At 71.4% G+C, this 24,481-nt stretch carries 16 protein-coding genes; 7 read left to right on the top strand and 9 right to left on the bottom strand.

Going from position 1 to position 24,481, the window contains the following annotated elements:
• The first annotated feature begins 72 nt into the window (after positions 1–72).
• Positions 73–1,749 (top strand): FGGY-family carbohydrate kinase, encoded by a 1,677-nt coding sequence (locus AB0G15_RS13615; protein WP_362838582.1) that lies wholly within the window; start codon positions 73–75, stop codon positions 1,747–1,749.
• Here the strand turns inward: AB0G15_RS13615 and AB0G15_RS13610 are convergent.
• Complete coding sequence (locus AB0G15_RS13610; RefSeq protein ID WP_362838579.1) at positions 1,636–3,354, bottom strand: IlvD/Edd family dehydratase; 1,719 nt, start codon at positions 3,352–3,354, stop codon at positions 1,636–1,638. The genes AB0G15_RS13615 and AB0G15_RS13610 overlap by 114 nt on opposite strands.
• Positions 3,355–3,443: 89 nt before the next feature.
• Between AB0G15_RS13610 and AB0G15_RS13605 the strand changes: the two genes are divergently transcribed.
• Entirely contained in the window at positions 3,444–4,457 is a 1,014-nt protein-coding gene (locus AB0G15_RS13605) for an alcohol dehydrogenase catalytic domain-containing protein (RefSeq protein WP_362838576.1), read from the top strand.
• Between the two features lie 310 nt (positions 4,458–4,767).
• Entirely contained in the window at positions 4,768–5,634 is an 867-nt protein-coding gene (locus tag AB0G15_RS13600; RefSeq protein ID WP_362838572.1) for an oxidoreductase, read from the top strand.
• Positions 5,635–5,661: 27 nt separating this feature from the next.
• Here the strand turns inward: AB0G15_RS13600 and AB0G15_RS13595 are convergent, their stop codons facing one another.
• The 5 genes from AB0G15_RS13595 to AB0G15_RS13575 form a co-directional block, all read right to left on the bottom strand.
• Positions 5,662–6,504, bottom strand: coding sequence for a carbohydrate ABC transporter permease (locus tag AB0G15_RS13595; RefSeq protein WP_362838569.1), 843 nt, complete (start codon positions 6,502–6,504; stop codon positions 5,662–5,664).
• On the bottom strand, positions 6,494–7,501 hold the full coding sequence (locus AB0G15_RS13590; RefSeq protein ID WP_362838566.1) for a sugar ABC transporter permease: 1,008 nt from the start codon (positions 7,499–7,501) through the stop codon (positions 6,494–6,496). The genes AB0G15_RS13595 and AB0G15_RS13590 overlap by 11 nt, the downstream gene beginning before the upstream one ends.
• A gap of 1 nt (position 7,502) precedes the next feature.
• Positions 7,503–8,795 carry a sugar ABC transporter substrate-binding protein gene (locus tag AB0G15_RS13585; RefSeq protein ID WP_362838563.1) on the bottom strand — a complete coding sequence of 431 codons (1,293 nt, stop codon included), beginning with the start codon at positions 8,793–8,795 and terminating at the stop codon, positions 7,503–7,505.
• Positions 8,796–8,882: 87 nt separating this feature from the next.
• Positions 8,883–10,523: an FAD-dependent oxidoreductase gene (locus tag AB0G15_RS13580; protein ID WP_362838560.1), complete on the bottom strand. Its 1,641-nt coding sequence runs from the start codon at positions 10,521–10,523 to the stop codon at positions 8,883–8,885.
• A gap of 45 nt (positions 10,524–10,568) precedes the next feature.
• Positions 10,569–11,600: a LacI family DNA-binding transcriptional regulator gene (locus AB0G15_RS13575; protein WP_362838557.1), complete on the bottom strand. Its 1,032-nt coding sequence runs from the start codon at positions 11,598–11,600 to the stop codon at positions 10,569–10,571.
• A 232-nt stretch (positions 11,601–11,832) separates the two neighbouring features.
• On the opposite strand from AB0G15_RS13575, the gene AB0G15_RS13570 reads away from it, so the two are divergent.
• The 3 genes from AB0G15_RS13570 to AB0G15_RS13560 all read left to right on the top strand — a co-directional run bounded on the left by AB0G15_RS13570 (position 11,833) and on the right by AB0G15_RS13560 (position 15,699).
• Positions 11,833–12,864 (top strand): hypothetical protein, encoded by a 1,032-nt coding sequence (locus AB0G15_RS13570; protein ID WP_362838554.1) that lies wholly within the window; start codon positions 11,833–11,835, stop codon positions 12,862–12,864.
• A 195-nt stretch (positions 12,865–13,059) separates the two neighbouring features.
• Positions 13,060–13,542 carry a metallophosphoesterase family protein gene (locus AB0G15_RS13565; RefSeq protein ID WP_362838551.1) on the top strand — a complete coding sequence of 161 codons (483 nt, stop codon included), beginning with the start codon at positions 13,060–13,062 and terminating at the stop codon, positions 13,540–13,542.
• Between the two features lie 504 nt (positions 13,543–14,046).
• On the top strand, positions 14,047–15,699 hold the full coding sequence (locus AB0G15_RS13560) for a ThuA domain-containing protein (protein ID WP_362838953.1): 1,653 nt from the start codon (positions 14,047–14,049) through the stop codon (positions 15,697–15,699).
• Between the two features lie 170 nt (positions 15,700–15,869).
• Here the strand turns inward: AB0G15_RS13560 and AB0G15_RS13555 are convergent, their stop codons facing one another.
• From AB0G15_RS13555 to AB0G15_RS13545, 3 genes are all read right to left on the bottom strand, one after another.
• Positions 15,870–16,718 (bottom strand): LLM class flavin-dependent oxidoreductase, encoded by an 849-nt coding sequence (locus AB0G15_RS13555; RefSeq protein ID WP_362838548.1) that lies wholly within the window; start codon positions 16,716–16,718, stop codon positions 15,870–15,872.
• A 358-nt stretch (positions 16,719–17,076) separates the two neighbouring features.
• Positions 17,077–18,873, bottom strand: a complete 1,797-nt coding sequence (locus AB0G15_RS13550; protein ID WP_362838545.1) for a lectin — start codon at positions 18,871–18,873, stop codon at positions 17,077–17,079.
• 119 nt (positions 18,874–18,992) lie between these two features.
• Complete coding sequence (locus tag AB0G15_RS13545; protein ID WP_362838543.1) at positions 18,993–21,932, bottom strand: lectin; 2,940 nt, start codon at positions 21,930–21,932, stop codon at positions 18,993–18,995.
• A gap of 909 nt (positions 21,933–22,841) precedes the next feature.
• Here AB0G15_RS13545 and AB0G15_RS13540 point away from each other — a divergent pair.
• Positions 22,842–24,293 carry an arabinofuranosidase catalytic domain-containing protein gene (locus AB0G15_RS13540; RefSeq protein WP_362838540.1) on the top strand — a complete coding sequence of 484 codons (1,452 nt, stop codon included), beginning with the start codon at positions 22,842–22,844 and terminating at the stop codon, positions 24,291–24,293.
• Positions 24,294–24,481 lie beyond the last annotated feature (188 nt).

Below are 24,481 nucleotides of genomic sequence, written 5' to 3'. Positions count from 1 at the left end.
CACCGGCAGTTTCACCTACCATTTCTGATATATCCCTCATATCGGGAAAGTCTTTCCGGTTACCCTTGGGCCGTGCCCGTCTACGTGGCCGTGGATCTCGGACCTGAGAGCGGCCGGGTATTGACCGGCGAATTCGATGGTGAACGGCTCTCGGTGCGGGAGGTGCACCGCTTCGCCAACCGGCCCGTCCGCGTTCTCGACGGCCTGTACTGGGACGTGCTGGGACTTCTCACCCAGGCGCGCGGGGGCATCGCGCTGGCCGCCTCCCGCGGCCGCCTCACCAGCGTGGGCGTGACCGCATGGGGCGGTGACTTCGCGCTCCTCGACCGCGCCGGGCGGCTGCTGGCCAACCCCCGCCACCACCTCGACCCCTACACCTCCGGCCTGGCGGGTCTCGTCTCCTGGCAGGACCACTACGAGCTGACCGGTGTGCGCCCCGGACCCGGCACCACGGCCTGCCAGCTGCTGGCGCACGCCGGGTCCCCGCTCCTGGAGGCGGCCGACCACCTGGTGATGATGCCGGACCTGTTCACGCTCTGGCTGAGCGGCGAGATGCTCGCCGAGCGGACGGTCGCGAGCACCAGCCAGCTGCTGGACGCCAGGACCGGCCGGTGGGCGGACAGCATCGTCACCCGCCTGGGCCTGCCCGGCCACCTGTTCGCCCACCGGCTCGCCGAGCCCGGCACGGTCGCCGGGCCGCTGCGCGGCGGGAGCGGCGAGGGCGGGCGGATCAGCCGGAACGGGAGAGGTCCCGGCGCGACCGTGGTCGTCGCGGTGGCCGGCCACGACGCCGCCTCCGCGGCCGCGGCGCTTCCCGTCTCCTCCGGCTCGGTCGGCCACATCTCCTGCGGCCCCCGCTCGCTGGCGGGGTTGGAGCTCGACGCGCCGGTCACCAGCCGGGCGGCCAGGCTGGCGGGCTTCACCAACGAGGGCGGCGTCATGGGGACCGTGCGCTTCACCCGCGCCCTCAACGGCCTGATGCTGCTCCAGGAGTGCCGCAGGGCATGGGGGGTGCGCGTCTCGTACGCGGATCTGGTCGCCGAGGCCGCCGCGGCGCCCGCGTTCGGCCCCCTGATCGACCCCGGCCACCCGTGGTTCCTCGAACCGGGTGACATGCCGGCCAGGATCGCGGCCTACTGCCGGTCGACCGGCCAGGCACCGCCCGAGGGCCGCGCGCAGACGGTGCGCTGCGTCCTGGAGAGCCTCGCGTGCTCCTACCGGTGGGCCCTGGAGCAGGCCGAGTCCCTCAGCGACCGGCGGGTGGAGGCCGTGCACCTCGTGGGGGGCGGGGCCGCCAGCGCCACGCTCTGCGGGCTCGTCGCCGACTTCGCCGGGCGGCCGGTGCTCGCGGGTCCGGTGGAGGCGACCGCCGTGGGAAACCTGCTGGTCCAGGCGATGGCCGACGGCCGCCTCGGCTCCCTCACCGAGCTGCGCGAGGTGGTCCGCCGCTCGTTCAGGCCCCGGCCGTTCCCGCCCTGCGCGCAGCGGGAGCCGTACGAGATCGCCTACTCCCGCTACCGGCGGCTGGCCGGCGTCGACGGGTTCTGGAACGGCGCGGAGCCCGGGCCGGACACCGGGCACCGGGCGCACCGGGCTCGCCCGGCCCGCCACGCGGGGCCGGCGGAGCCGGCGGCCTCAGTGGGACTCGCGGGCGACCGCGTCGCCGCTGGAGCCGACGAGGAAGTCGAGGTCGGCACCCCGGTGGGCCTGCATCACGTGGTCGACGTAGAGGCGTTCCCAGCCCCGTGACGGCGCGGCGAAGGCCGCCCGCATCGCCTCCGAGGGGTGACGCCTGGCCAGGTCCTCCGGCGGGATGTCGAGGTCCAGGCGCCTGGCCTTGACGTCCAGGACGATCGGGTCGCCGGTCCGCACCAGGCCGAGCGGGCCGCCCGCCGCGGCCTCGGGCGCCACGTGCAGGACCACCGTGCCGTACGCCGTGCCGCTCATCCGGCCATCGCAGATCCGCACCATGTCGCGCACCCCGCGTTCCAGGAGCTTGGCCGGCATGGGCATGTTGGCCACCTCCGGCATGCCCGGGTAGCCCTTGGGGCCGCACCCGCGCAGCACGAGCACCGAGGAGGCGTCCACGTCGAGGCCGGGGTCGTCGATCCGCGCGTGCATGTCCTCGACGCTGTCGAAGACCAGGGCCCGGCCCCGGTGGCGCATCAGCTCGGGCGAGGCGGCGGCGGGCTTGATGACGGCCCCGGACGGCGCCAGGTCGCCGTACAGGACGGCGATGCCCGCGGCCTCCTGCAGCGGCTGCTCGCGCGGGCGGATGACGGTCTCGTCCCAGATCCGCGCGTCGTCCAGGTGGTCGGCGAGGGGCCTGCCGGTCACCGTCAGCGCGTCCGGGTCCAGCAGGTCGCGCACCTCGCGCAGCACGGCCAGCAGCCCGCCCGCGCGGTGGAGGTCCTCCATCAGGTGGCGGCCCGCCGGTTGCAGGTCGACCAGGAGCGGCACCCCCGCGCCGGTGCGGTCGAAGTCGTCGAGGGAGAGCTCGACGCCGAGCCGGCCCGCGATGGCCAGCAGGTGCACCACCGCGTTGGTGGATCCGCCGACGGCGGCCAGCGCCACGATGGCGTTGAGGAAGGATCCCCTGGTCAGCAGGGCGCTGGGGCGCAGGTCCCGCTCGACGAGCTCGACGGCGAGCCGCCCGGTCTCGTGAGCGCCCTCCAGCAGGCGGCTGTCGGGGGCGGGCGTGCCCGCCAGGCCGGGAAGGGTGGTGCCGAGCGCCTCGGCGACGCAGGCCATGGTGGAGGCGGTGCCCATGGTGTTGCAGTGGCCCCTGCTGCGGATCATCGACGACTCCGAGCGCAGGAACGCCTGCTCGCTCAGGGTGCCCGCGCGAACCTCCTCGCTGAGCCTCCACACGTCCGTGCCGCAGCCCAGCTGCACGCCGCGGAAGGTGCCGGTGAGCATGGGCCCCCCGGGGAGCACCACGGCGGGCAGGTCGACCGAGGCCGCGGCCATCAGCAGGGACGGGATGGTCTTGTCACAGCCGCCCAGCAGCACCACGCCGTCGATCGGGTTGGCCCGCAGCATCTCCTCGGTCGCCATCGCGGCCATGTTGCGCCACAGCATCGCGGTGGGCCTGACCAGCGTCTCCCCCAGCGAGACGACCGGCAGGTTCATCGGGACGCCACCGGCCTCCCAGACGCCCCGCTTGACGCTCTCGGCCACCTCGTCGAGATGGGAGTTGCACGGGGTGAGATCGGAGGCGGTGTTGGCGATCGCGATGTGCGGCCGGCCGTCGAAGGCGTGCGAGGGCAGCCCTCTCCGCATCCAGGCCCGGTGGATGTAGGCGTTGCGGTCGGTTCCCGCGTACCACTGCGAACTACGCCGGTCCGCCGTCACGTTCTCAGCCTCATTTGCCGAACGGTAGTCTACGGAACCCGATTCTTGTACCTCCCGCCTCGCCCGGCGGCGCCTGGAAGGTTCCACCCGTGAGAGCGTTCGTCGTGACCGGGCCCCGCCGCTTCGCCGTGCTGGACGTCGAGCCACCGGTTCCCGGTCCCGGGCAGGTCGTGGTCGACGTGGAGCGGGCCGGGGTGTGCGGCACCGACATGGAGTTCTTCAGCGGCGAGATGGCCTACATCGAGGAGGACAACGCCCGCTATCCCATGCGGCTCGGCCACGAGTGGTGCGGGACGGTCTCCGCCGTCGGCGAGGGCGTCGACGGCGGCTGGATCGGCACCCGCGTCACCGGCGACACCATGCTCGGCTGCGGCAGGTGCCGCCGCTGCCTGGGCGGGCTGCAGCACGTGTGCGAGGACCGCTTCGAGATCGGCATCCGGGGCGGGTGGCCGGGCGCCCTGGCCGAGCGGCTTCCCGTGCCGGTCACGGCGCTGCACGTCCTGCCGGACGCGGTCGACGCGGTGGCCGGGGCGATGGTCGAGCCGGGCGGCAACGCGCTGCGGGCCGTCGAGGCCGCGAACCTCGCCCCCGGCGACCGGCTGCTGGTGATGGGGCCGGGGACGATCGGCCTGCTCGCCGCCCGGTTCGCCCTGGCGCACGGGGCCGAGGTCCACATCCTGGGCCTGTCGGAGCCGTCGCTGGAGTTCGCCCGCACCCTCGGGGCGCACGGGGCGTGGACCTCGGACCGGCTTCCCGATCTCCCGTACGACGCCGTCATCGACGCCTCCAACGGCCCCGGCCTGCCCTCCCTCGCCGCCGACCTGGTGGAGCCGGGCAAGCGGGTGGTCTACATCGGCCTGGCGCCGACCGCCAGCGCCGTCGACACCCGCGTGCTGGTGCTCAAGGACGTCACGGCCGTCGGCATCCTGAGCGCCTCGCCCGGCCTGGCGGGGGCGATCGAGCACTACGCCTCCGGCTCGGTGGACCCCCGGCCGCTGGTGGCGGCCGTCGTCGGGCTCGACGAGGTGGGCGAGATCCTCTCCGGCTCCCGCCCCGCGGGAGCCGGCCCCGGCCCCAAGATCCACGTCGACCCCCGGGTCTGATCCGGTCCCGCCGGGATCTCCCCTCCCGGCCATGTTTCGACGGTGGCGAAACGGCTGTCCAGCCATCCTGGCCCTGTCAGTCCCAGGATGACCAGGACACTTCCTGGCCATACACGGCCGGCGGACACTTCGAGGTGACCGGATGCCCCGGCCCGCCGACCCGATGGCGGCCCACGACCGTGCGGCGGGACCACCTGCGGCGAGGAACGGCCGTGGCGAGCGGGCGACGATCGGCTCCGGGCTCCGGCGCGCGGCCGAATCCCGCGCGCGAAGACCGCGAAGATCATGAAAACCGTCGAGAGGACCGACAATGCCGACGTCACTACCGGGCGGAGACCTGAAGCTCGCCGAAGACCTCACCCTCAGCCGGATGGGCTACGGGGCCATGCGGCTCGCGGGCCCCGGCGTGTGGGGACCCCCGCGGGACCGCGAGGAGGCGATCGCGGTGCTGAGGGAGGCGGTCGAGCTGGGGATCACCCACATCGACACCAGCGACTACTACGGCCCGTACGTCGTCAACGAGATCATCCGTGAGGCTCTGCACCCCTATCCGGACGACCTGCGCATCGTGACGAAGGTCGGGGCCCGGCGTGCCCCCGACAAGTCCTGGCCGCCGGCGCTGTCGCGCGAGGAGCTGACCACCGCCGTCCACGAGAACCTCGAACGTCTCGGGCTCGACGCGCTCGACGTCGTCAACCTCCGGGTCGGCGGGATGACGGACCCCGTCCCCGGTTCGATCGCCGAACCGTTCACCGTGCTCGCGGAGCTGCGGGAGCAGGGCCTCATCCGGCATCTCGGCGTCAGCGGCGTGTCACCGGAGCAGCTCGCCGAGGCGCGGTCGATCGCCCCGGTCGTGTCGGTGCAGAACTTCTACAACCTGGCCCACCGCACCGACGACGAGCTCGTCGACCACTGCGCCCGCGAGGGAATCGCCTACACGCCCTTCTTCCCCCTCGGCGGGTTCAGCCCCCTGCAGTCCGGTGTCCTGGACGGCGTCGCCGCCCGGCTCGGCGCGACTCCCTTCCAGGTCGCCCTCGCCTGGCTGCTGCACCGCTCGCCCACCGTCCTCCTCATCCCCGGTACGTCGTCGGTGGCCCATCTCCGGGAGAACGTCGCGGCAGCCGGTGTCGAGCTGCCCGCCGACGCCCTCAAGGAGCTCGACGCGATCGGCGGGTGACCGCCGCCGCGCCGCCGGAGGAGGTTCTCATCCCTTCAGGCCGGTGTGGGCCAGGCCCTCGACGAACTGCCGCTGCGCGAGCACGAACACCACCAGCACCGGCAGGGCGGTCATCGAGGCGGCGGCGAGCTGGACGTTCCACATCGGCCCGCCGTAGGCGTCGACGAACTGGGTCAGCGCCTGCGGGAGGGTGAACCTCTCCGGCGTGGAGAGGTACACGATGGGTTCCAGGTAGAGATTCCAGCTGTGCAGGAACGTGAAGATCGCGACAGCGCCGAGCGCGGGCCGGGCCAGCGGCAGCGCGACCCTGTAGAACGTGCCGAACCGGCCGAGCCCGTCCACCCGGGCGGCCTCCTCCAGCTCGCCGGGCAGGCTGACGAAGAACTGCCTCATGATGAAGGTGGCCAGCACCCCGGGCGCGCCGAGGATCGGCACCAGGATCAGCGGCCAGTGGGTGTCGGTCAGCCCAAGCCCGTGGAACATCTGGAACAGCGGGACGATCGTGACCTCGCTCGGGATGAGCAGCCCGAGCAGCACGACGACGAAGAGCACGTTCTGGCCGGGGAAGCGGATGCGCGCGAAGGCGTACCCGGCCATGGCGGCCACCGCCATCGTGCCGGCCGTGACGACCAGGGCGATGTAGAGGCTGTTGAAGTACTGGCCCGCGAAGGGCTGCAGCTCGAAGACCTGCCCGTAGGCCGAGAAGTCCCAGTCGGCGGGCAGCAGTCTTGGCGGGAGGGCGAAGATCTCGCCGACCGGTTTGAGCGACGAGGTCACCATCCACCAGGTCGGGAAGACGAACGGCACGCACAACACGCACAGCAGGCCGTACAGGAGCGTCTTCAGCCGTACCGGTATCTCACGTTTCATGGAAGACCCACCTTCTGCGCATCCGCCACTGCACGACGGTGAGCAGCGCCACGATCGCGAACAGCAGGACCGACAGCGTCGCGCCGTACCCGAAGTGATGGAACTGGAAAGCCTGCTGGTACAGGTAGTAGACGAGGACGGTCGTCGACATGCCGGGGCCGCCCTGGGTGAGCACCGCGATCTGCGCGAACACCTGCAGCGACCCCACCACGGTGATGATCGAGGTGAGCAGGATGGTCGGGCTGATCAGGGGGACGGTGATCCGCAGGAAGCGGGTCCAGGCCCCGGCGCCGTCCAGCTCGGCGGCCTCGTAGAGCTGGCCCGGCACCCCCTGGAGGGCGGCCAGGAACAGCACCATGTTGAGGCCGACGTTCTTGAGGACCTGGACGACGACCACCGAGAGCATCGCCGTGCCCTCGCCGCGCAGCCAGTTGGGGCCGTCGACCCCGGCGGTGGCGAGCAGGCCGTTGAGGCCGCCGTCGTCCTGCAGGAGGAACTGCCACACGATCGTCCAGGCGACCAGTGAGACCACCACGGGCGAGAAGAACACCGTGCGGAAGAAGATGGTCCCGCGCAGCCGCTGGTTGAGCAGGATCGCCAGGACGAGGGCGAGGCCGAGGTTGAGCACGACCAGGCCGACGGAGAACAGGGCAGTTCCCCCCAGCACCTCGCGCAGGTTGGGGTCGGCGAGCAGCCTGTCGTAGTTCTCCCCGCCGACGAACTCGAAGGTCCCGGCCAGCACGTTCCACTCGTGGAGGCTGTACCACAGGACGAGACCGAGCGGCAGGAGCACGAACAGCAGGCTGCCGAGGAGCTGCGGGGCGACGAGCAGGTATCCGACCAGGTTGTCGCGGCGGCGCAGGGTCCAGAACGCCCGGCCCCCGCCGTTTTCGGAAACCCGGCGAACCGGGCCGGCGCCCCCCGCGGCCGGCCTGCCGGGGGCCGGCCGGGCATCGGCCCGGCCGGTCACCGCGGATCCGGGGTGTGACGCGGCCACGTCACGCGCCCAGCATCGGCTGGATCTTGGCGCACACGCCGCCCAGCACGGCCTTGACGTCGGCGCCGGGCTGCCAGAGCGGGTCGAGCGCGGCCCGCACGGTCTGCGACAGCTCCGCCTGGCCGGTGTGGTTGGGCTTGACGACGCCCTTCTCGATGCCGCTGATCACGACCTTCTGCAGCTGGTCGGGCTTGAGCAGCGGGTTGCTCTTGGCCATGGTGTCCGCGGTGAGCTGGGAGGCCCGGGGCGGCGGGAAGTAGGCGGCGAGCTTGGCCGAGTTGACGGGGTTGGTGAAGAAGGCGAGGAAGTCGGTGGCCGCCGCGGCGTTGGCGGACTTCTTGAAGACGCCCAGGCCCGCCTGGCCGATCACCGAGTACTCGCCCTTGGGCCCGGCGGGCAGCGGGACGAGGTCCCAGCCGAACTTCGCGTCCTGCAGGAGCGAGGCGCGGGAGATCTGCGTGATGGTCATCGCCGAGTCGCCCGCGAAGAAGTCGGCCGTGGTGCCGGGGCCTGGGAAGGCCTTGTCAGTGAAGATCGACTTGTGCAGGAACGTCATCGCCTCGACCATCTCGGGGCTGTCGAACCCGCAGCTCTTGCCGTCCTCGCTCCAGGCCCGGGCGCCCCAGCCGCCCCACACCGTGGCGAGGTTGTCCCAGCCCTTGTAGTCGAAGTCGCGGACGACCATGCCCGCCTTGCCGGTCTCGGAGGCGACCGCGGCGTTCTGGGCGGTGACCTTCTCCCAGGTCCAGGTGCCATCCTTGATCATCTCGGCGGGGGTCTTCTGGCCCGCCTTCTTGAGCAGGTCGGTGTTGACGAACACGCCGAACGGCGAGGTGGAGAACGGGTAGGCGTACAGCTTGCCCTCTGCCTGCCAGAGCTTGACCGCCGAGGGGGTGAGGTCGTCGAACCCGTACCCCTGGGCCTTGCGCAGCGTGTCGTCGAGCGGCGCCAGCGCGCCGGAGGAGACGAAGTCGGGCGCGGAGCTCTCCAGGATCCAGGCCAGGTCGGGGGCGTTGCCTCCGGCGATCTGGGTGGTCAGGGTGGTGGTGTAGCTCTCGAAGGGGATGGGGTCGAACTTGATCTCGCCGACGTCGGGATGCGTCTTCCGGTACTCGGCGGCGATCTCGTCGAACAGCTTCAGGTGGGCCTCGTTGGAGGTCCAGATCGTCATGCGCAGCGGCTGCGGGCCCTGCGCGGCGGGGGTGGCCCCGCCTCCCGCGCCTCCCCCGCCGCACGCCGTCAGGGTGAGCAGCGCCGCCAGCGCGACGGCCGCGGGCTTTGCGAATGGTTTCATGATCCGATCTCCTTGCTGGGAATCCCCCGGCGGTCGTGGTGGGTGACCGGTCGCCCGGCCGGTGCCGCTCGTGCTGCAGGTGACCGGTCAGTAACCGGTCACCTGCGGCCAGCGCAGCTCGACGCCGTCGCGGGTGAGCCGCCGCTGGAAGTCGGCGAGCAGGCCCTCGTCCTCGCGTACGGCGTGCGGGGTGGTGGCGTTGTCCAGGCAGAAGGCGGCGAGGGCGCCCGCGGCCTCGCCGACGTTCCACTCCACCGGGTGCAGCCGGTAGGCCCCGTTGGTGATGTGGGTGGTGCCGATGTTCTTGGACGCGGGCAGCAGGTTGGTCATCCGCTGCGGGACGAGCGCGCCGAGGGGGATCTCGAACGGCGAGCTCGCCACGTCGATGTAGTTGTCGCCCCCGGTGGAGGGGTGCAGGTCGATGCGGTACATCCCCACCCCGACGGAGTCGGCGTAGCTCACCGCGCCCTTGTCGCCGCGCACCGCGAGCGACAGGTCCTGCTCGGCCACGGTGTACAGGGCGCGGACGCGGCGCGACTCGCGGATGTAGGGGGCCTGGGCCAGGCCGCCCTCGCCGCCGCCGGTGACGTCGCCGCGCAGGCGCAGGCCGGGAAAACCGGTCCCGCCGTCGGCGCGCGGCGCCTCGGTCTGCATCCAGTACAGCACCGAGCGCGACAGCTCCCGGGCGGCGGCCACGTGCGCGGCGGCGTCCGGCACGTCGATGACCGGACCCTCCAGGTAGTCGATCATCGGCCAGTTGACCAGGGTGATGTCGCTGGCGTAGGCGCCGTCGGCGAAGTTGCGCCGCGCGGCGATCCTGCGGAACGTCCACAGGTTCGCGTCGCCGGGGTTGAGCCGCTGGTCGGCCTCCACCAGCAGCGGGTCGTCGTCCGGGTTGGGGGTGAAGGAACGTTCCACGATCTCCAGCGTCCTGGGGTGCGGGCAGCGCCAGGACAGCAGCCGGTCGCCCCAGAAGTCGGGCTGGTAGCTCTTCCAGAACTCGTAGGCGGCGGGCCTGTCGATGGTGTGGTCGCCGTCGACGTGGTCGATCGCGAAGCACACCGAGACGGCCTGCATGTTCATCGGCTGGGCCTCGGCGGGCGCGCTCGGCTCGCCGGTGTCGCCCTGCGACTCGAACCCCGTCACGTACTCGGTGCCGGTCAGCGGCAGCAACTCGCCCGTCTCGGTGGCGTCCAGCACGTACGGCGCGACGGCCGTGACCTCCCCGCCCCCGTCCCGGTGCTCCAGGCGCACGGCCCGCACCCGGTCGCCGTCGACCTCCGCGCCGACCGGCCGGTACGGCTGCAGCACGCGCAGCCGCCCCGAACCCCGGTACGGCGCGAGCATGGCCTCGATCACCGCGACCGCGACGCGCGGCTCGTGACACAGGCGGCTCACGTGCCCGGCGCCCGGGTTCAGCTCCCGCCAGGCCCGCGACCGCGCGGTCAGCGGGTAGTGGTCGCGGTAGTAGCCGCGGATGCCGTCGCGCAGCGCCCGGTAGGAGGCCGTGACGCCGAACCGCTCCACCCAGGAGTGCTCGTCGGGCGGCACGGCCTGGCTGGTCAGCTGCCCGCCGAGCCAGTCGTACTCCTCGGTCAGGATCACGGTGCGCCCGGCCCGCAACAGCGCCAGGGCGGCGGCGACGCCGCCCAGCCCTCCGCCGACGACCACCGCGTCCGCCGAAATCTCCACCACGTCGGGGGTCTCTCCCATCATCGTCGTTCTCACTGCCTTCTCGCCGTTCCCGGCACTCTTGTCGGTCTCACTGTCAGGTCAGCTCCGGGCCGGCGCGAGCGTGCATCCCTCGACCAGCTCGCAGGCCAGTAACTCCTGCGGCGTCCCCCCGCCGCCCTCCAGCACCTCCGCCAGCAGCTCGACGGCCCTGCGGCCCATCTCCTGCCGGGGGATGCGGAAGCCGGTGAGGTCGACGTCGACGCGGACGGGCCTGGTCGGCGCGCCCAGCGCGAGGATCGACAGGTCGCCGGGGACCGTGAGACCCCGCTCGCCCGCCGCGTGCATGATCGCCACAGCGTCGGCGGGCTCCTCGACGAAGGCCGCGGTCACCCCGGTGGCCGACAGCTCCCCCAGGATCTCCTCGGGAGTCCTGCCGGTCACCGGCACGTGTGACCCCTCCGCCCCGACGGCGGCCACCGCCTCGCGGAAGCCGCGCATGCGGTCGGCCGGCGACTCGGCGCCCGCCCCGGTGCCGACGTAGGCCAGCCTCCGGTGGCCGAGCCCCGCCGCCCGGTCGACCAGGGCCCGCACCGCGGGCGAGTAGTCGGCGCCCACGTACGGAACCGGGCCGCCCGCGTCGTCGCGGCGGCCGATGGAGACGAAGGGGATGCCCTCCGCCAGCAGCCGGGCCAGGTCGTCACGGTCGACGGTGCGCCCGAGGAGCACGCAGCCGTCGGCCAGCCGCACCCGGCTGTCCTCGTTGAAGATCCGGCGCCGCTCCCCCGCGGCCCTGGCGCTGGTGAACAGCAGCAGGTCGCAGCCCATCTCCTCGGCGCACTCCTCGATGCCGAGCAGGAAGGGGTGGTAGAAGTCGGCGCTCGCGGTCGGGAAGACCGCCTCGTAGGTGAAGACGCCCAGGATGCGGTTGCGCCGCTCGGCGAGCCGCCGGGCGATCGGGTCGGCGACGTATCCGGTCTCCCTGATCACCCTCAGCACCCGCTCGCGCGTCTCCGGGGCGATGCGGACCTCGGCGTCGGTCCGGTTGTTGAGGACGAGCGACACCGTCGTCTGGCTCACCCCCGCGATGCGGGCGATGTCCTGCTGGGTGAGTCGGCGGCCGGGGGAGGTCACGATCCGTAGCGTCCCATCTGGTGATAATGCGCATTATCGAGGTTGGGACGTCATCCTGCAATCAGCCACCGGATCCTGTCAAGAGCCGGAGGCCGAGATCATGAAATGGAAATTTCGCCGGTGATAATTCGTATTAGCACCTTGACGGGCGAGCGTGTCCGGCCGAACCTTTGCGATCAGAGAGATGTCCTCACCATCACTCACGGTGAAAGTTGTCGCGAAGGGACGGTCAATGTCTGAACCCCTCCTGGACCGCCGCGGACTCCTGCGCGCGGCGGTCGGCGCCGGTGTGGCCGGCGGTCTCGGGCTCGCCCTCCCCGGGACGGCCACGGCGGCGATCGCGGAGACGTCCGCGCCGGCCGGCACGGCGGCCGCGCCGGGACCCGCCGGCTTCCCCACGTACCAGTACGTCGGCACGCCGTTCGACAAGGCGAGCCTGCGCTACAACCCGACCAACGAGCTGATCTTCCCCTGCATCCGGGGCATGTACGACAAGATCGCCGGCCCGCTGGGGCGCTACTACCTCTACTACGCCCCGCACGACGCTCCCGGCGGCATCTGCCTGGCCTACGGCGACTCGCTCGGCGGCCCGTTCACCGAGTATCCGAACAACCCGATCATCTCCAACACCTGGTCACCGCACTACTCGGTGAGCCACGTCTCGTCGCCGCACGTCATCTGGAACGCCGCCGAGCGGCGGTTCCACATGTACTTCCACGGCGAGAACACCACCACCCGGATGGCCTGGTCGACCGACGGCGTGCGCTTCACCTACCACGGCACGGTGCTGACCACCGCGATGATCCCCGGGTCGACGGAGACCTCCTACGCCCGGGTCTTCGAGCACGCGGTCCCGGGGCTGGGCAACAGGTACGTCATGCTCTTCATGGGCGTCACCGGCGGCTCCCGGAAGATCTTCTGGGGCTGGTCGTCCGACGGCGGGGACTGGCGGTTCGACCCGGTCCCGCTGGTCTCGCCGGGTCCCGACGGGCAGAGCGACCTGTCCGGGCCGCACCTGCTCAAGCGCAACGGCACCGCGTACGTCGTCTACCACGGAAACAGCGGGAACATGTTCCTCACCGAGGTGGGCAACGCCTTCGACCGGGAGATCCACCTCGGCGTCTTCCACCGGCCCCTGACCGGCGCCCCCGACAGGGGGCGCAGCGCGGCGCCCTCCTTCGGCACCGACGGCGGCGTGGAGTACATGTTCTACGAGGCGGGCCAGCGGAGCGGGTCGACGATCGCCGTCGCCCGCGCCGTCTAGGAACCCGCGCTCCCGAACGGCACACTCCCGGACAGCGCGCTCCCGGACGGCGCCCCCTGCGGAGCCGGCCGGGCCGGGCTCGCGCGGCCCGGCGCGGGACCCGCGGAACCCGCCGGACGCCACGCGGCCCGAGGCGCGAGCCGCCGGCCCCCCGGGAAGGGGACCTTCCCGGGGGGCCGGTGGGAGCATGGAGGGATGAACGTGGTGGTGCTGTCCGACACCCACGCGCCCCGGCGGTGGAAGTCGTGCCCGCCGGCCGTGGCCGAGCATCTGCGGGGCGCGGACCTGATCCTGCACGCGGGCGACGTCTGCGTCGCCGGGGTGCTGGACGAGCTCGCCGCCTACGCCCCGGTGCGCGCGGTCAAGGGCAACAACGACGGGCCGGACGTGGTGGCCCCCGAGACGCTGGAGCTGGATCTCGGCGGGCTGCGCGTGGCGATGATCCACGACAGCGGCGCGGCCCAGGGGCGGCTGGCCCGGATGCGGCGCCGGTTCCCCGGGGCCGACCTGGTGGTGTTCGGGCACTCCCACATACCGCTGGACCACGGCGAGGACGGGTTTCGCATCTTCAACCCGGGATCGCCCACCGACCGCCGCCGCCAGCCCCACGGCACCCTGGGCACCTTGCGCGTCGAGGGGGGCCGTCTCGTCGAGGCGAGGATCGTCCCCGTCACCTGACCCGCCGGTGGCGCGGGGACCGCGAGCGGCCTCCGGGAGGCGGGGCCTGACCGGCCGAACCGCCCGGCCCTGCCGAACCAACCGGTCCTGCCGAACCAACCGGTCCTGCCGAACCAACCGACCCGCCCGGCCGGCCAGGCGGCGAGACGAAATATCCGGCGCCCACCTGCGCCACCTTCGCCGGGCGGCCGTTCGCCACCTTCCATCAGGGTGCGCGGCACGATATACACGTGTTACGCACCGGTTAATTGCTGTTGGAGACAAATAAAGCACCGAGCACCACGGCAACCAGCGCGGCGGCGCGCGCCTTGCCTGACTTATCCCCCAGGTCAGGAAAGGAACCCCATGTCACAACGTTCTCGGCTCTGGAGTCGGCCGCTCTCCACGACACCCTCGATCGCGGACGACAGCGCGGCGGCTCCGGCGGCTCAGGCACGGCGATCCCCAGGAAGGACGGCCGGGCGGAGGGTCGTCCGAAGCGGCCTGGCGGCCTCCGTGGCCGCGATGGCCGGCGCGGCCATGTTCGTCCCCACCGCGGCCCAGGCCGCCGACCCCGCCTACCAGGTGCTGGTCTTCTCCAAGACGGCCGGCTTCCGGCACGACTCGATCCCCGCGGGCCTCCAGGCGATCCGCGACCTGGGCTCGGCCAACGACTTCACCGTCACCGCCACCGAGGACGCGGGAGCCTTCACCGCGTCCAACCTGGCGCGTTTCAAGGCGGTGGTGTTCCTCAGCACCACCGGCGACGTGCTCAACGGCACCCAGCAGACCGCCTTCGAGTCCTACGTCAACGGGGGCGGCGGCTACGTCGGCATCCACGCCGCCGCCGACACCGAGTACGACTGGCCGTACTACGGCAACCTGGCGGGCGCCTGGTTCAAGGGGCACCCGGCCATCCAGCAGGCGACGGTCAGGACCGAGGACCGCGCGCACGCGGCCACCGCCCACCTGGGTCCGGCCTGGTCGAGAAGCGACGAGTGGTACAACTACCGCACCAACCCGCGCAACAGCGCGCGAGTGCTGCAGAACCTCGACGAGGGCAGCTACAGCGGCGGCGACATGGGCGACCACCCGATCACCTGGTGCCGCCCGATGGCGTCCGGCCGCTCGTTCTACACCGGGCTCGGGCACACGGCGAGCTCGTACACCGAGACGGGCTTCCGCTCGCTGCTGCTCGGCGGCATCCGGTACGCGGCCGGGATGGCCAGGGCCGACTGCCGCCCGGAGACCGGCTACACGAGCCTGTACAACGGCTCGACCACCGGATGGACGCAGAGCGGCCCGGGCGGTTTCACCAACACCGACGCCACCCTCACCTCCACCGGAGGCATGGGCGTGCTGTGGTACTCGGCGAAGAAGTACTTCTCCTACTCGCTGAAGCTGGACTGGCGGGTCGCCGGGGACGACAACTCGGGCGTCTTCGTGGGCATGTCGGCCTCCGACCCCACGAACACCTCCAAGGGGTACGAGGTCCAGATCGACGCCACCGACGCCGCCGACCGCACCACCGGGTCCGTCTACGCGGTCAAGTCCGCCGACATCGCGGCCCGCGACGCGGCCCTGAACCCGCCGGGCACGTGGAACACCTACGAGCTCCTCGTCCAGGGCGAGCGGCTCCAGGTCTTCCTCAACGGCGTCAGGATCAACGACTTCACCAACACCGACCCGGCCCGCAGCATCCGCGAGGGGCACATCGGCATCCAGAACCACGGCACGGGCGACGACGTCTCCTTCCGCAACGTCCGGATCAAGGAGCTGGGCGGCACCGGCCCGATCCAGACCACGGCCGAGGCGGAGTCCTACACCTCGAACTCGGGCGTGCAGATCGCCGACCACGGCCCGGCCAGCGGCGGCAGGACGGCCGGGTTCATCGAGAACGGCGACTGGGCCGGCTACTCCTCGATCGGCACGGCCGGCGCCACCGCCTTCGGCGCCCGCGTCTCCTCCGCCGGATCCGGCGGCACCATCCAGATCCGCTCGGGGTCGGCCACCGGGACCGTCCTCGGCTCGGTGGCCGTGCCGAACACCGGAGGATGGGAGACCTTCCAGAACGTCTCCACCCCCCTGACCGGATCGGCCTCGGGACCGCTGTTCCTCACCTTCACCGGCGGCGGCGGGTTCCTGTTCGACGTCGACACCCTCACCCTCACCAGGTGAACCGCGGCCCGTGGCGCGCCGGGCCGGCGCGCCACGGGCCCTGCCCGGCCGGAAAGACCCCAGGCCGGAAAGACTCCCGGCCGGAAAGACCCCGGAACCCGGCGATCCACCCGGCCGGAGGCGCCGGTAGAAGGCCGGGAAAGCCCCTCCCCGGCCGTCCGCCGTGACCGTCAGACGACCAGGCCGGCGAGGCGGTCGACCTGGTCGGCGTCACGGGCCCAGCAGTAGAGCATCACCTCGTCGGCGCCGAGGTCCGTGAACGCGGCGATCACGTCGCGGATCCGCTCCGGCGTGGTGAGCATGTTCTCGACGACCCGGGTGGTGTCGCCCAGGAAGCCGTAGTAGGAGGTGATCGCCTCCGTGGCGTCCCGGACGGTGTCCTCGGGGCCGAGGGCGACGTTGACCTGCGCGACCATGCGAGGCCGCCCGTGCCGTCCCGCCTGGGTCCACGACCTCTCGACGTCGCGCATGAGCCCGCCGGCCATGCCGGCGGGCACGGCGCACAGGTACCCGTCCCCCCATCGGGCGACGCGCTCCATCGCGGCGGGGGCGAAGGCACCGATCAGGATCTCCGGGCCGCCCTCAAGGACGGGGGCCGGGCCGATCGGGCCGACCTCCTCGCTGTAGGGCTCGCCGGACCAGACGCGCCGCAGCGTCGCCAGCTGCCGGTCGAGCCGGTGCCCGCGACCCCGGACGTCGACTCCCGCGGCGAGGTAGTCGTCCTGGCGGGTCCCGATCCCGATCCCGAGGGTGAAACGGCCGCCGGACATGCGGTCCAGGGTCGCGACCTGCTTGGCGAGCAGCGCCGACTCGCGAAGGGGACCGAGCAGCACCTCGGTCTGCACGCGGATCCTCGAGGTGGCCCCCGCGACGGCCGCCAGCGTGATCAGGGGCTCGGGGTTCGAGTAGACGAGACGGTCGAGCAGGCCAAGGGTGGTGAAGGGGCCGGCGTCGGCACGCCGGGCCCAGGAAAGCAGCGACAAAGGATCGCCGATGGGCAGGCCAAGACCTACGTTCATGGAATCCAACCTCCAGAAGGGCACGCGAGAACAACTGCCGCCCCTCCAGCACCGGGCACGGTCACCGTGCGCGGCACGCTCCCGTACTGCGACGTCTTTCCGGGGAGCGCGATCCTTGGAGTTCCACCATTCTACCCACCGCCCCTCCCCGAGCTCAGGCCCGCCCGGGATGCACGGTCATTCCACCACCTTCGCGTCGTGCCCGTGATCGTCCTCATCGTCCTTCCTGGCGATGATCTGCCGGAACCCGCCGACGATCGTGAGGACCGCTGCCGCGCCGGCCGCTCCCGGCCGGCGAGGACGCCCCTGGAGCCGGCCGCCAGGGGCGGACCGGCTCCAGGGTCGCGTCACGTCGTGGTCATCCCCGGGTCCACTTCTGGTTGTTGGCGCCCAGGCAGGTCCAGATGTGCACCTTGGTGCCGTTGGCGGTGCCGTTGCCGGACACGTCCAGGCACTTGCCGCTGCCGATCGCGGTGATGGTGTTGTCGGAGTTCAGGCGCCACTTCTGGTTGTTCTGGCCGTTGCAGTCCCAGATGAGCACCGCGGTGCCGTTGGCGGTCCCGCCCCCGTTCACGTCCAGGCACTTGTTGCCGTACACCCGCAGCTCACCCGACGCGGTCGAGGTCCACTGCTGGTTGGATCGGCCGTTGCAGTCCCAGATCTGCACCGCGGCCCCGTTGGCCTGCGAGGCGCCGGAGACGTCCAGGCACCGGCCCGACGCCACGCCCCGCAACGCGCTCGTGTTGGCGGTCGGGGTCGGCGTCGGGGTGGGGGTCGGGGTCGGGGTCACGCCGCCCAGTTCCTTGATGCGGATGTTGCGGAACGACGCCACGTCGGGGGACCCGTGGTTCTGGATGCCGATGTAGCCCTGCTGCAGCGAGCGGACCGGGTCGGTGTTGGTGAAGTCGTTGATCTTCACGCCGTTCAGGAACACCTGCAGCCGCTCACCTTCCACCAGCAGCTCGTAGGTGTTCCACTGACCCGGCGGGTTCAGCGCCGCGTCGCGTGCGGCGATGTCCGCCGCCTTGAAGCCGTAGATCGCGCCCGTCGTCTTGTCCGCGCTGTCGGTCGCGTCGATCTGCACCTCGTGCCCGGTGTTGAGCGCCGTGTTCGGGTCACCGGTGGCCGGGAACCCGACGATCACCCCGGAGTTGGAGTCGCCGTTCACCCTCCAGTCGAGCTTGAGCGAGTAGGAGCCGAACTCCTTGGCGTTGTACCAGAGCATGCCCATGCCGCCCTGGGAGCTCAGCGTGGCGGAGCTGTTGGTGAACGACCCCGGCCCGGCCTGCGTCCAGCCCGTCGTCGACCCGTTGTACAACGTCGTGTAGCCGGTCTCCGGGCGGCAGTCGGCGTTGGTCGCCTTGGCCGCGTACCGGATCCCGCCCAGCAGGAGCGTGCGGAAGTTCGAGTCCGCGTACGACTCCTGGGTGTGCCCCAGGCCGGTGTAGAACGAGCGGCCGGACGCCATCGGGCGGCACCAGGTGATCGGGTGGTCGCCCATGCCGCCGCCGCTGTAGGTGCTCTCGTCCAGGTTCTGCAGGACCCGCACGTTCGGACGGGGGTTGCTCCGGAAGCTGTACCACTCGTCGGTCCGCGTCCAGGTCGGCCCCAGGTGGGCGGTCGCGGCGTGCGCCCGGTTCTCGTTGCGCACCGTGGCCTGCTGGATCGCCGGGTGGCTGTTGAACCAGGCGCCCACCAGCTGCCCGTAGTACGGCCAGTTGTACTCGGTGTCGGCGGCCGAGTGCACGCCCACGTAACCGCCGCCGCCGTCCACGTACGACTGGAAGGCGTTCTGCTGGCTGTCGTTCAGCACGTCACCGGTGGTGTTGAGGAACACCACCGCCTTGTACCGGGCGAGGTTGGACGTGTTGAAGACACTGGCGTCCTCGGTGGCCGTGACGGCGAAGTCGTTGGCGGACCCCAGGTCGCGGATGGTCTGGATCCCGGCGGGGATCGCGTCGTGCCGGAACCCGGCCGTCTTGGAGAAGACCAGCACCTCGAAGGCGGCGGCCTGGGCGGGAAGCGCGGAGATCACGGTCGTGGCGGCGGCGGCGCTGAGCGCCAGCGCGGCCACCGACAGGCGTCGCAGCACGGAGGTCCTCCGGCCGCCACCCCCGGTGCGCCCGAGCGCGGCGGGGGTCAGATGTCGAAGCATGGGTGTCCTTCCGTCGTGGCGCCCGGTGCGGCCCTTCCGGTGATGAGCCGGGCCGCGCCGGGCGCCACATCGATGACGTGCTCGTGGTGTGGTCGGGGTCGCGTGGTGTGGCGGATCGCCTAGACGCGGGTCCACTTCTGGTTGTTGGCACCCAGGCAGGTCCAGATGTAGACCTTGGTGCCGTTGGCGGTGCCGTTGCCGGACACGTCCAGGCACTTGCCGCTGCCGATCGCGGTGATGGTGCCGTCGGAGTTGAAGCGCCACTTCTGGTTGTTCTGGCCGTTGCAGTCCCAGATGAGCACCGCGGTGCCGTCGGCGGTCCCGGCCCCGCTCACGTCCAGGCACTTGTTGCCGTACACCCGCAGCTCACCCGAGCTGTTGGAGGTCCACCGCTGGTTGGTGCCCCCGTTGCAGTCCCAGATGTTCACCGTGGCGCCGTTGGCCTGCGAGGCGCCGGAGACGTCCAGGCACCGGTTCGACGCCACTCCCCGCAACGCGCTCGTGTCACCCGAGGGCGTCGGCGTCGGGCTCGGCGTCGGTGACGTGCCGGTGTCGAAGGTGTAGGCGTCCAGGTCGAACAGGTAGCCCTGGCCGGTCGCGCCGCGGAAGACGAGGTACAGCGTCGTGGCGCCGCTCGGCGCGCCGCTCAGGCTCGCCGAGACGTTGGCGAAGGTCTCCCAGCTGCCGGTGCTCCCGACGTTGACCGTGCTCAGCAGCGTGCCCGTGGCCGAGCCCGCGCGGACCTCGATCCGGCCGCCCACGCCCGCCGAGGACACCCGCGCGGTGAACCTGTTGGCGCTGCTCAGGTTGTACGGCGTGAAGGAGACCCAGTCGCCGTCGTCGACGAAGCCCACGGTCTTGCCGCCCTCGGCGCTGGCGTGGTCGGCCGTCTGCACGCCCTGCTGGGCGCCGAAGTGCTCGGCCTGCCGGTGCCGTGGCTGCAGCGTCCGGCTGCTGGTGGCGGTCAGGCCGCCCGCGTCGGTGTAGGAGGCCACGAAGACGCCGTAGATGTTCGCCGCGGTGTCGTGCTCGCCGTCGACCGGTACCGCGATGGAGCCGCTGCAGCCGGTCTTGGAGGTGATCTCGTGGGCGTGGCTGTCATGGCCCAGCGAGTAGGTCACCTTCACCTTGGAGCAGTCGATCGTGCCGTCCTCCGGGTCGCTCACGGTGACCTGGAACGGCACGGTGTCCCCGAAGGAGAACAGCTGGCCGTTGCCGGGGTTCGTGAGCGTGACGGACGGGGCGGTGTTGCCGACGGACACGGCGACGCTCGAGCCTCCGGGCAGCCCCTGCGGGTCGCGGACGGTGAGCGTGGCGGTGTACGAGCCGTTGGTGGTGTAGGTCTTGGTCGGGTTGGCGGCGGTGGAGGTGGTGCCGTCGCCGAAGTTCCACGAGTACGACAGCGCGCCGCCCTCGGGGTCGGAGCTGCCCGCCGAGGAGAAGTTCACCGTGAGCGGAGCCGGTCCCGAGGTCTTGTCGGCCGAGGCCTTGGCGATCGGGTTGCGGTTGGCGGCCTGGCCGATGTACTCGATCCGGTACAGCGCCTGGTTGTTGCTTCCGGTGCCGTAGTCCAGCACGTACAGCGCCCCGTCGGGGCCGAAGGCCATGTCCATCACCTGCGTGCCCGACCAGGGGAACGCGGAGATCTCCCCGTAGCCGCCGTCGCTCTTCACCTCGATGGCCTTGATCCAGCGGCGGCCGTACTCGCCGGCGAAGAACCGTCCGTCGAGCACCTGGGGGAACTTGACGCTGGAGCTCGAGTTCGCGTCGAACCGGTAGACCGGGCCGCCCATCGGCGACTCCGAGCCGCTGCCGAACTCCGGCGGCGAGCCGGAGTCACCGGCGTACCTGATCCAGGCCGGCTTGGCGGGGGGCAGCGTGGTCAGGCCGGTGTTGCGGAAGGAGTTGTTGGTCGGGCCGCCCGAGCAGTTGTACTTCGGGCCGGTGCTGTTGGAGGCGAAGTTCCACTCGTTGTAGGTCTCGTTGGTGGAGTTGGAACCCGTGCAGTACGGCCAGCCGTAGTTGCCGGCGCTGGTGATGCGGTTGAACTCCACCTGCCCGCTCGGACCCCGGCTGGAGTTGGTCGACCCCGCGTCCGGCCCGTAGTCGCCCAGGTAGACGACGCCGGTCGCCTTGTCGACGCTCATCCGGAACGGGTTGCGCAGGCCCATCGCGTAGATCTCCGGCCGCGTCCTCGCCGTACCCTGCGCGAACAGGTTGCCGCTGGGGATCGTGTAGGTGCCGTCCGCCTGCGGCTTGATCCGCAGGAGCTTGCCGCGCAGGTCGTTGGTGTTGCCGGCCGAGCGCTGCGCGTCGTACTGCGGGTTGCGGTTGGTCCGCTCGTCGATCGGGGAGTAGCCCGCCGACTCGAAGGGGTTGGTGTCGTCGCCGGTGGTCAGGTACAGGTTGCCCTGGGCGTCGAAGTCGATGTCGCCGCCCGCGTGGCAGCACTGGCCGCGGTCGTTGGCGACCCGCAGGACCACCTTCTCGCTGGCCGTGTCGAGCGTCTCGTCCGACTTGAGGGTGAAGCGCGACAGGTAGAACTCGCCCTTCCACTGGTCGAACTGCGCCTGGGTGCCGGTGGCCGGGGCGTCGCCGGTCGGCGTGCTCAGCCGGGGCGAGTAGTACAGCCAGACGTGCCGGTTCGTGGCGAAGCCCGGATCGACCGCCACCCCCTGGAGGCCCTCCTCGTCGTGGGCGTAGACGTTGAGCCTGGCGGCCACCTTCGTGTTGCCGCCGGCGTCGGTCACGCGCAGCGTGCCGTCGCGGGACGTGTGGAGGACCGACCGGTTCGGCAGCACGGCCAGTGACATCGCCTCACCCAGTTCGCCGCCGCCCGTCGCGAGCGGCACCTGCTGGTAGTCGGACGCCGGGATGTTCAGCGCGAGCGCCTGGGATTGCGCACCCGCCCCGCCGGCGCCGGACGACGCGTGCAGGGCGGGGGTGGCGGCGAGGGTGGAGGTGGCCGGGGCGACGATGGCGAACGCCGCGGCCATCGCCGCGGCGACGATGCCGGTCAGGACCGGTCTGCGCGCCACGGCGGGCGAAGGTGGTTGCACGGTGGTTCCTTTGGGGGGTGGGGATGCGGGTCAGGTCACGCCTTCCTCAGGGGGGTGACGCCCTCCCGAGGTGGAGACCGTGGAGGGCGCGGTGAGGCGAGGCTGTGGACGACGACACGGCCGGCCACGACGCGGAGTGCCGCGAAGCGCCTCCACATCCCGTTCATGTGATCCAGCCGCGGAGGCACCGGAGGGATCGCCCCCGGGACCTCACTACCAATTACGTTCCGACCACTTATCCCAGTCAAGGCCTTAAGCCTACTTATTTCACAATATGCACACCGCGATTCTGGCCACGGTTAGCCGCTTAACGCTGCTATCTGCGGTGATGTCCGGAACGAGGTTTCCTGCACCAAAACTTCCCGTATGAAACGTTCAGATGTATCGTACTGATCGAGCCCCGCACGATCCGCCGCGAAGGCGACCCCGACGATCGCCGCGGCGAGATCCGGCAGCGCCCCTTTTCCCGGCCTCCGGCCGCAGCCGCATCCGAACCGGTTCGACCTCGAGGCGTTCGGGCGGATCGCGAGCAGGCGGGCGGGACGAACGGACGTTCCTTCTGGCCCGGCTCCCGGCCACGTGCGAGCATCGCCGACGAGAGCCGACCAGGAGGAGAATCCGGCAGGCAGCCGGGCAGGACTGAGTCTTGACAAGCGGTCCGACCGTCGTATGTGCTTCGCTGTACACCACCGCCCGCTCCTCCCCGGTGGGTTCAGAACCCTGTCGAATCGATTCGCATTCGTAGTGGCGACCGGCTTCCCGACGAGCCTCGCGGTCTTCCCAGCGCGCCTTTCTCCGCCAGGCTCTACTCCCAAGGAGCACGACATGCAGGATTCACCCGTTCCCTTATCGGTCCGTACGACCCGTGGACGGCGCTCTCGAACGGCCGTCATCGCCTCTGTCGTAACGGTGCTGACGACCCTCCTGGCCACCGGCCTGACCTGGTGGGCACCGGCCTCGGCGGCGACCACGCCACTGGTGGGCACGGCGTCGGGCCGGTGCCTGGACGTCAGCGGCGCCTCGCAGGCAAACGGCGCCGCGGTCAACATCTGGGACTGCAACGGACAGTCCAACCAGCAGTGGACCACGACCGCCTCGGACGAGCTGCGGGTGTACGGCGGCAAATGCCTGGACGCCTACGGCGGGGGCACCGCCGACGGCACCGCGGTGATCATCTGGGACTGCAACGGCCAGAACAACCAGAAGTGGCGCCTGAACTCCGACGGCACCGTCACCGCGGTCGGCAGCGGCAAGTGCCTGGACGTGTCCGGCTACGGCACCGCCAACGGCACCAAGGTGCACATCTGGACCTGCCACGGCGGCACCAACCAGAAATGGTCCACCGGAACCCAGCCCAGCCCGTCGCCGACCGTGACCCCGACGCCGCCCCCGCCCGGCGCGCGCCCGTGCGACATCTACGCCTCGGGCGGCACGCCGTGCGTGGCCGCGCACAGCACGACCCGTGCGCTCTACGGCGCCTACAGTGGCAACCTGTACCAGGTCAGGCGCTCCTCCGACAGCACGACCCGGAACATCGGCGTCCTGACCGCGGGCGGCGTCGCCAACGCCGCGGCGCAGGACTCGTTCTGCACCGGCACCACATGCGTCATCACGGTCCTGTACGACCAGTCCGGCCGGGGCAACGACCTGTGGTACCAGGGATCCAGCGTGGTCCCCGGCTCCCCCCAGAGCAGGCCCGCGACCGCGACCACCGAGTCGCTCACCGTCGGCGGCAACAAGGCCTACTCCCTCTACATCAACCCCGGCAACAGCTACTGGCGGGACGGCCACCTGACCGGCGTCCCCACGGGCAGCGCACCCGAGGGCATGTACATGGTGACCAGTGGCACCCACGTCAACAGCGGCTGCTGCTTCGACTACGGCAACAGCGAGACCACCAGGAAGGCCGACGCCGCCGGCGCCATGGACGCCATCAACTTCAGCACCCAGTGCTGGTTCGGCGGCTGCTCCGGGACCGGCCCCTGGGTCCAGGCCGACCTGGAATGGGGCCTGTTCCCCGGCGGCAGCCAGGCGTGGAACCCCAACCAGCGGGCCTTCCCCCACAAGTTCGTCACCGCCACGCTGAAGAACAACGGCACGACCCGGTTCGCGATCAAGGGCAGCAACGCCCAGTCCGGCAGCCTGTACACCCTGTACGACGGCCAGCTCCCCAACGGCTACAGCCCGATGAAGAAGCAGGGAGCCATCATCCTGGGCAGCGGCGGCGACTGCTGCAAGCCCGACGGCGGCGCCAACCTCAGCGCCGGCACCTTCTACGAAGGGGCCATGGTCGCCGGCTACCCCACCGACGCCACCGAGAACGCCGTCCAGGCCAACGTGGTCACCGCCGGCTACCGCTGACCGGTCCCGGCATACGCAGGATCGATTCGGGGGCACTGCGGCACCCCTTCCTTCCACGGCCACCGGGCCGCCCCGCGTCGGGGGCGGCCCGGTCGGCTCAGTACTGGCGGGTGGGCAGGGCTTCCTTGGCCTGCTCCTGGGTGAAGGTGGTCTCCTCGGTCACCACGCGGGCCGGCACCTGCTCGCCC

This window comes from Streptosporangium sp. NPDC023825 (genome assembly GCF_040639575.1).
Classification (GTDB): domain Bacteria; phylum Actinomycetota; class Actinomycetes; order Streptosporangiales; family Streptosporangiaceae; genus Streptosporangium.
Note: the sequence above shows the minus strand (reverse complement) of the source record. Positions and strands in the feature narration are given on the sequence as shown.

What these genes read in the sequence shown, in the direction of transcription:
- AB0G15_RS13585 (WP_362838563.1), bottom strand. Translation starts at nt 8,795, where the DNA reads ATGAAACCATTCGCAAAGCCCGCGGCCGTCGCGCTGGCGGCGCTGCTC.
- AB0G15_RS13550 (WP_362838545.1), bottom strand. Translation starts at nt 18,873, where the DNA reads ATGCTTCGACATCTGACCCCCGCCGCGCTCGGGCGCACCGGGGGTGGC.
- AB0G15_RS13565 (WP_362838551.1), top strand. Translation starts at nt 13,060, where the DNA reads ATGAACGTGGTGGTGCTGTCCGACACCCACGCGCCCCGGCGGTGGAAG.
- AB0G15_RS13570 (WP_362838554.1), top strand. Translation starts at nt 11,833, where the DNA reads ATGTCTGAACCCCTCCTGGACCGCCGCGGACTCCTGCGCGCGGCGGTC.
- AB0G15_RS13555 (WP_362838548.1), bottom strand. Translation starts at nt 16,718, where the DNA reads ATGAACGTAGGTCTTGGCCTGCCCATCGGCGATCCTTTGTCGCTGCTT.
- AB0G15_RS13595 (WP_362838569.1), bottom strand. Translation starts at nt 6,504, where the DNA reads ATGAAACGTGAGATACCGGTACGGCTGAAGACGCTCCTGTACGGCCTG.
- AB0G15_RS13560 (WP_362838953.1), top strand. Translation starts at nt 14,047, where the DNA reads ATGGCCGGCGCGGCCATGTTCGTCCCCACCGCGGCCCAGGCCGCCGAC.
- AB0G15_RS13600 (WP_362838572.1), top strand. Translation starts at nt 4,768, where the DNA reads ATGCCGACGTCACTACCGGGCGGAGACCTGAAGCTCGCCGAAGACCTC.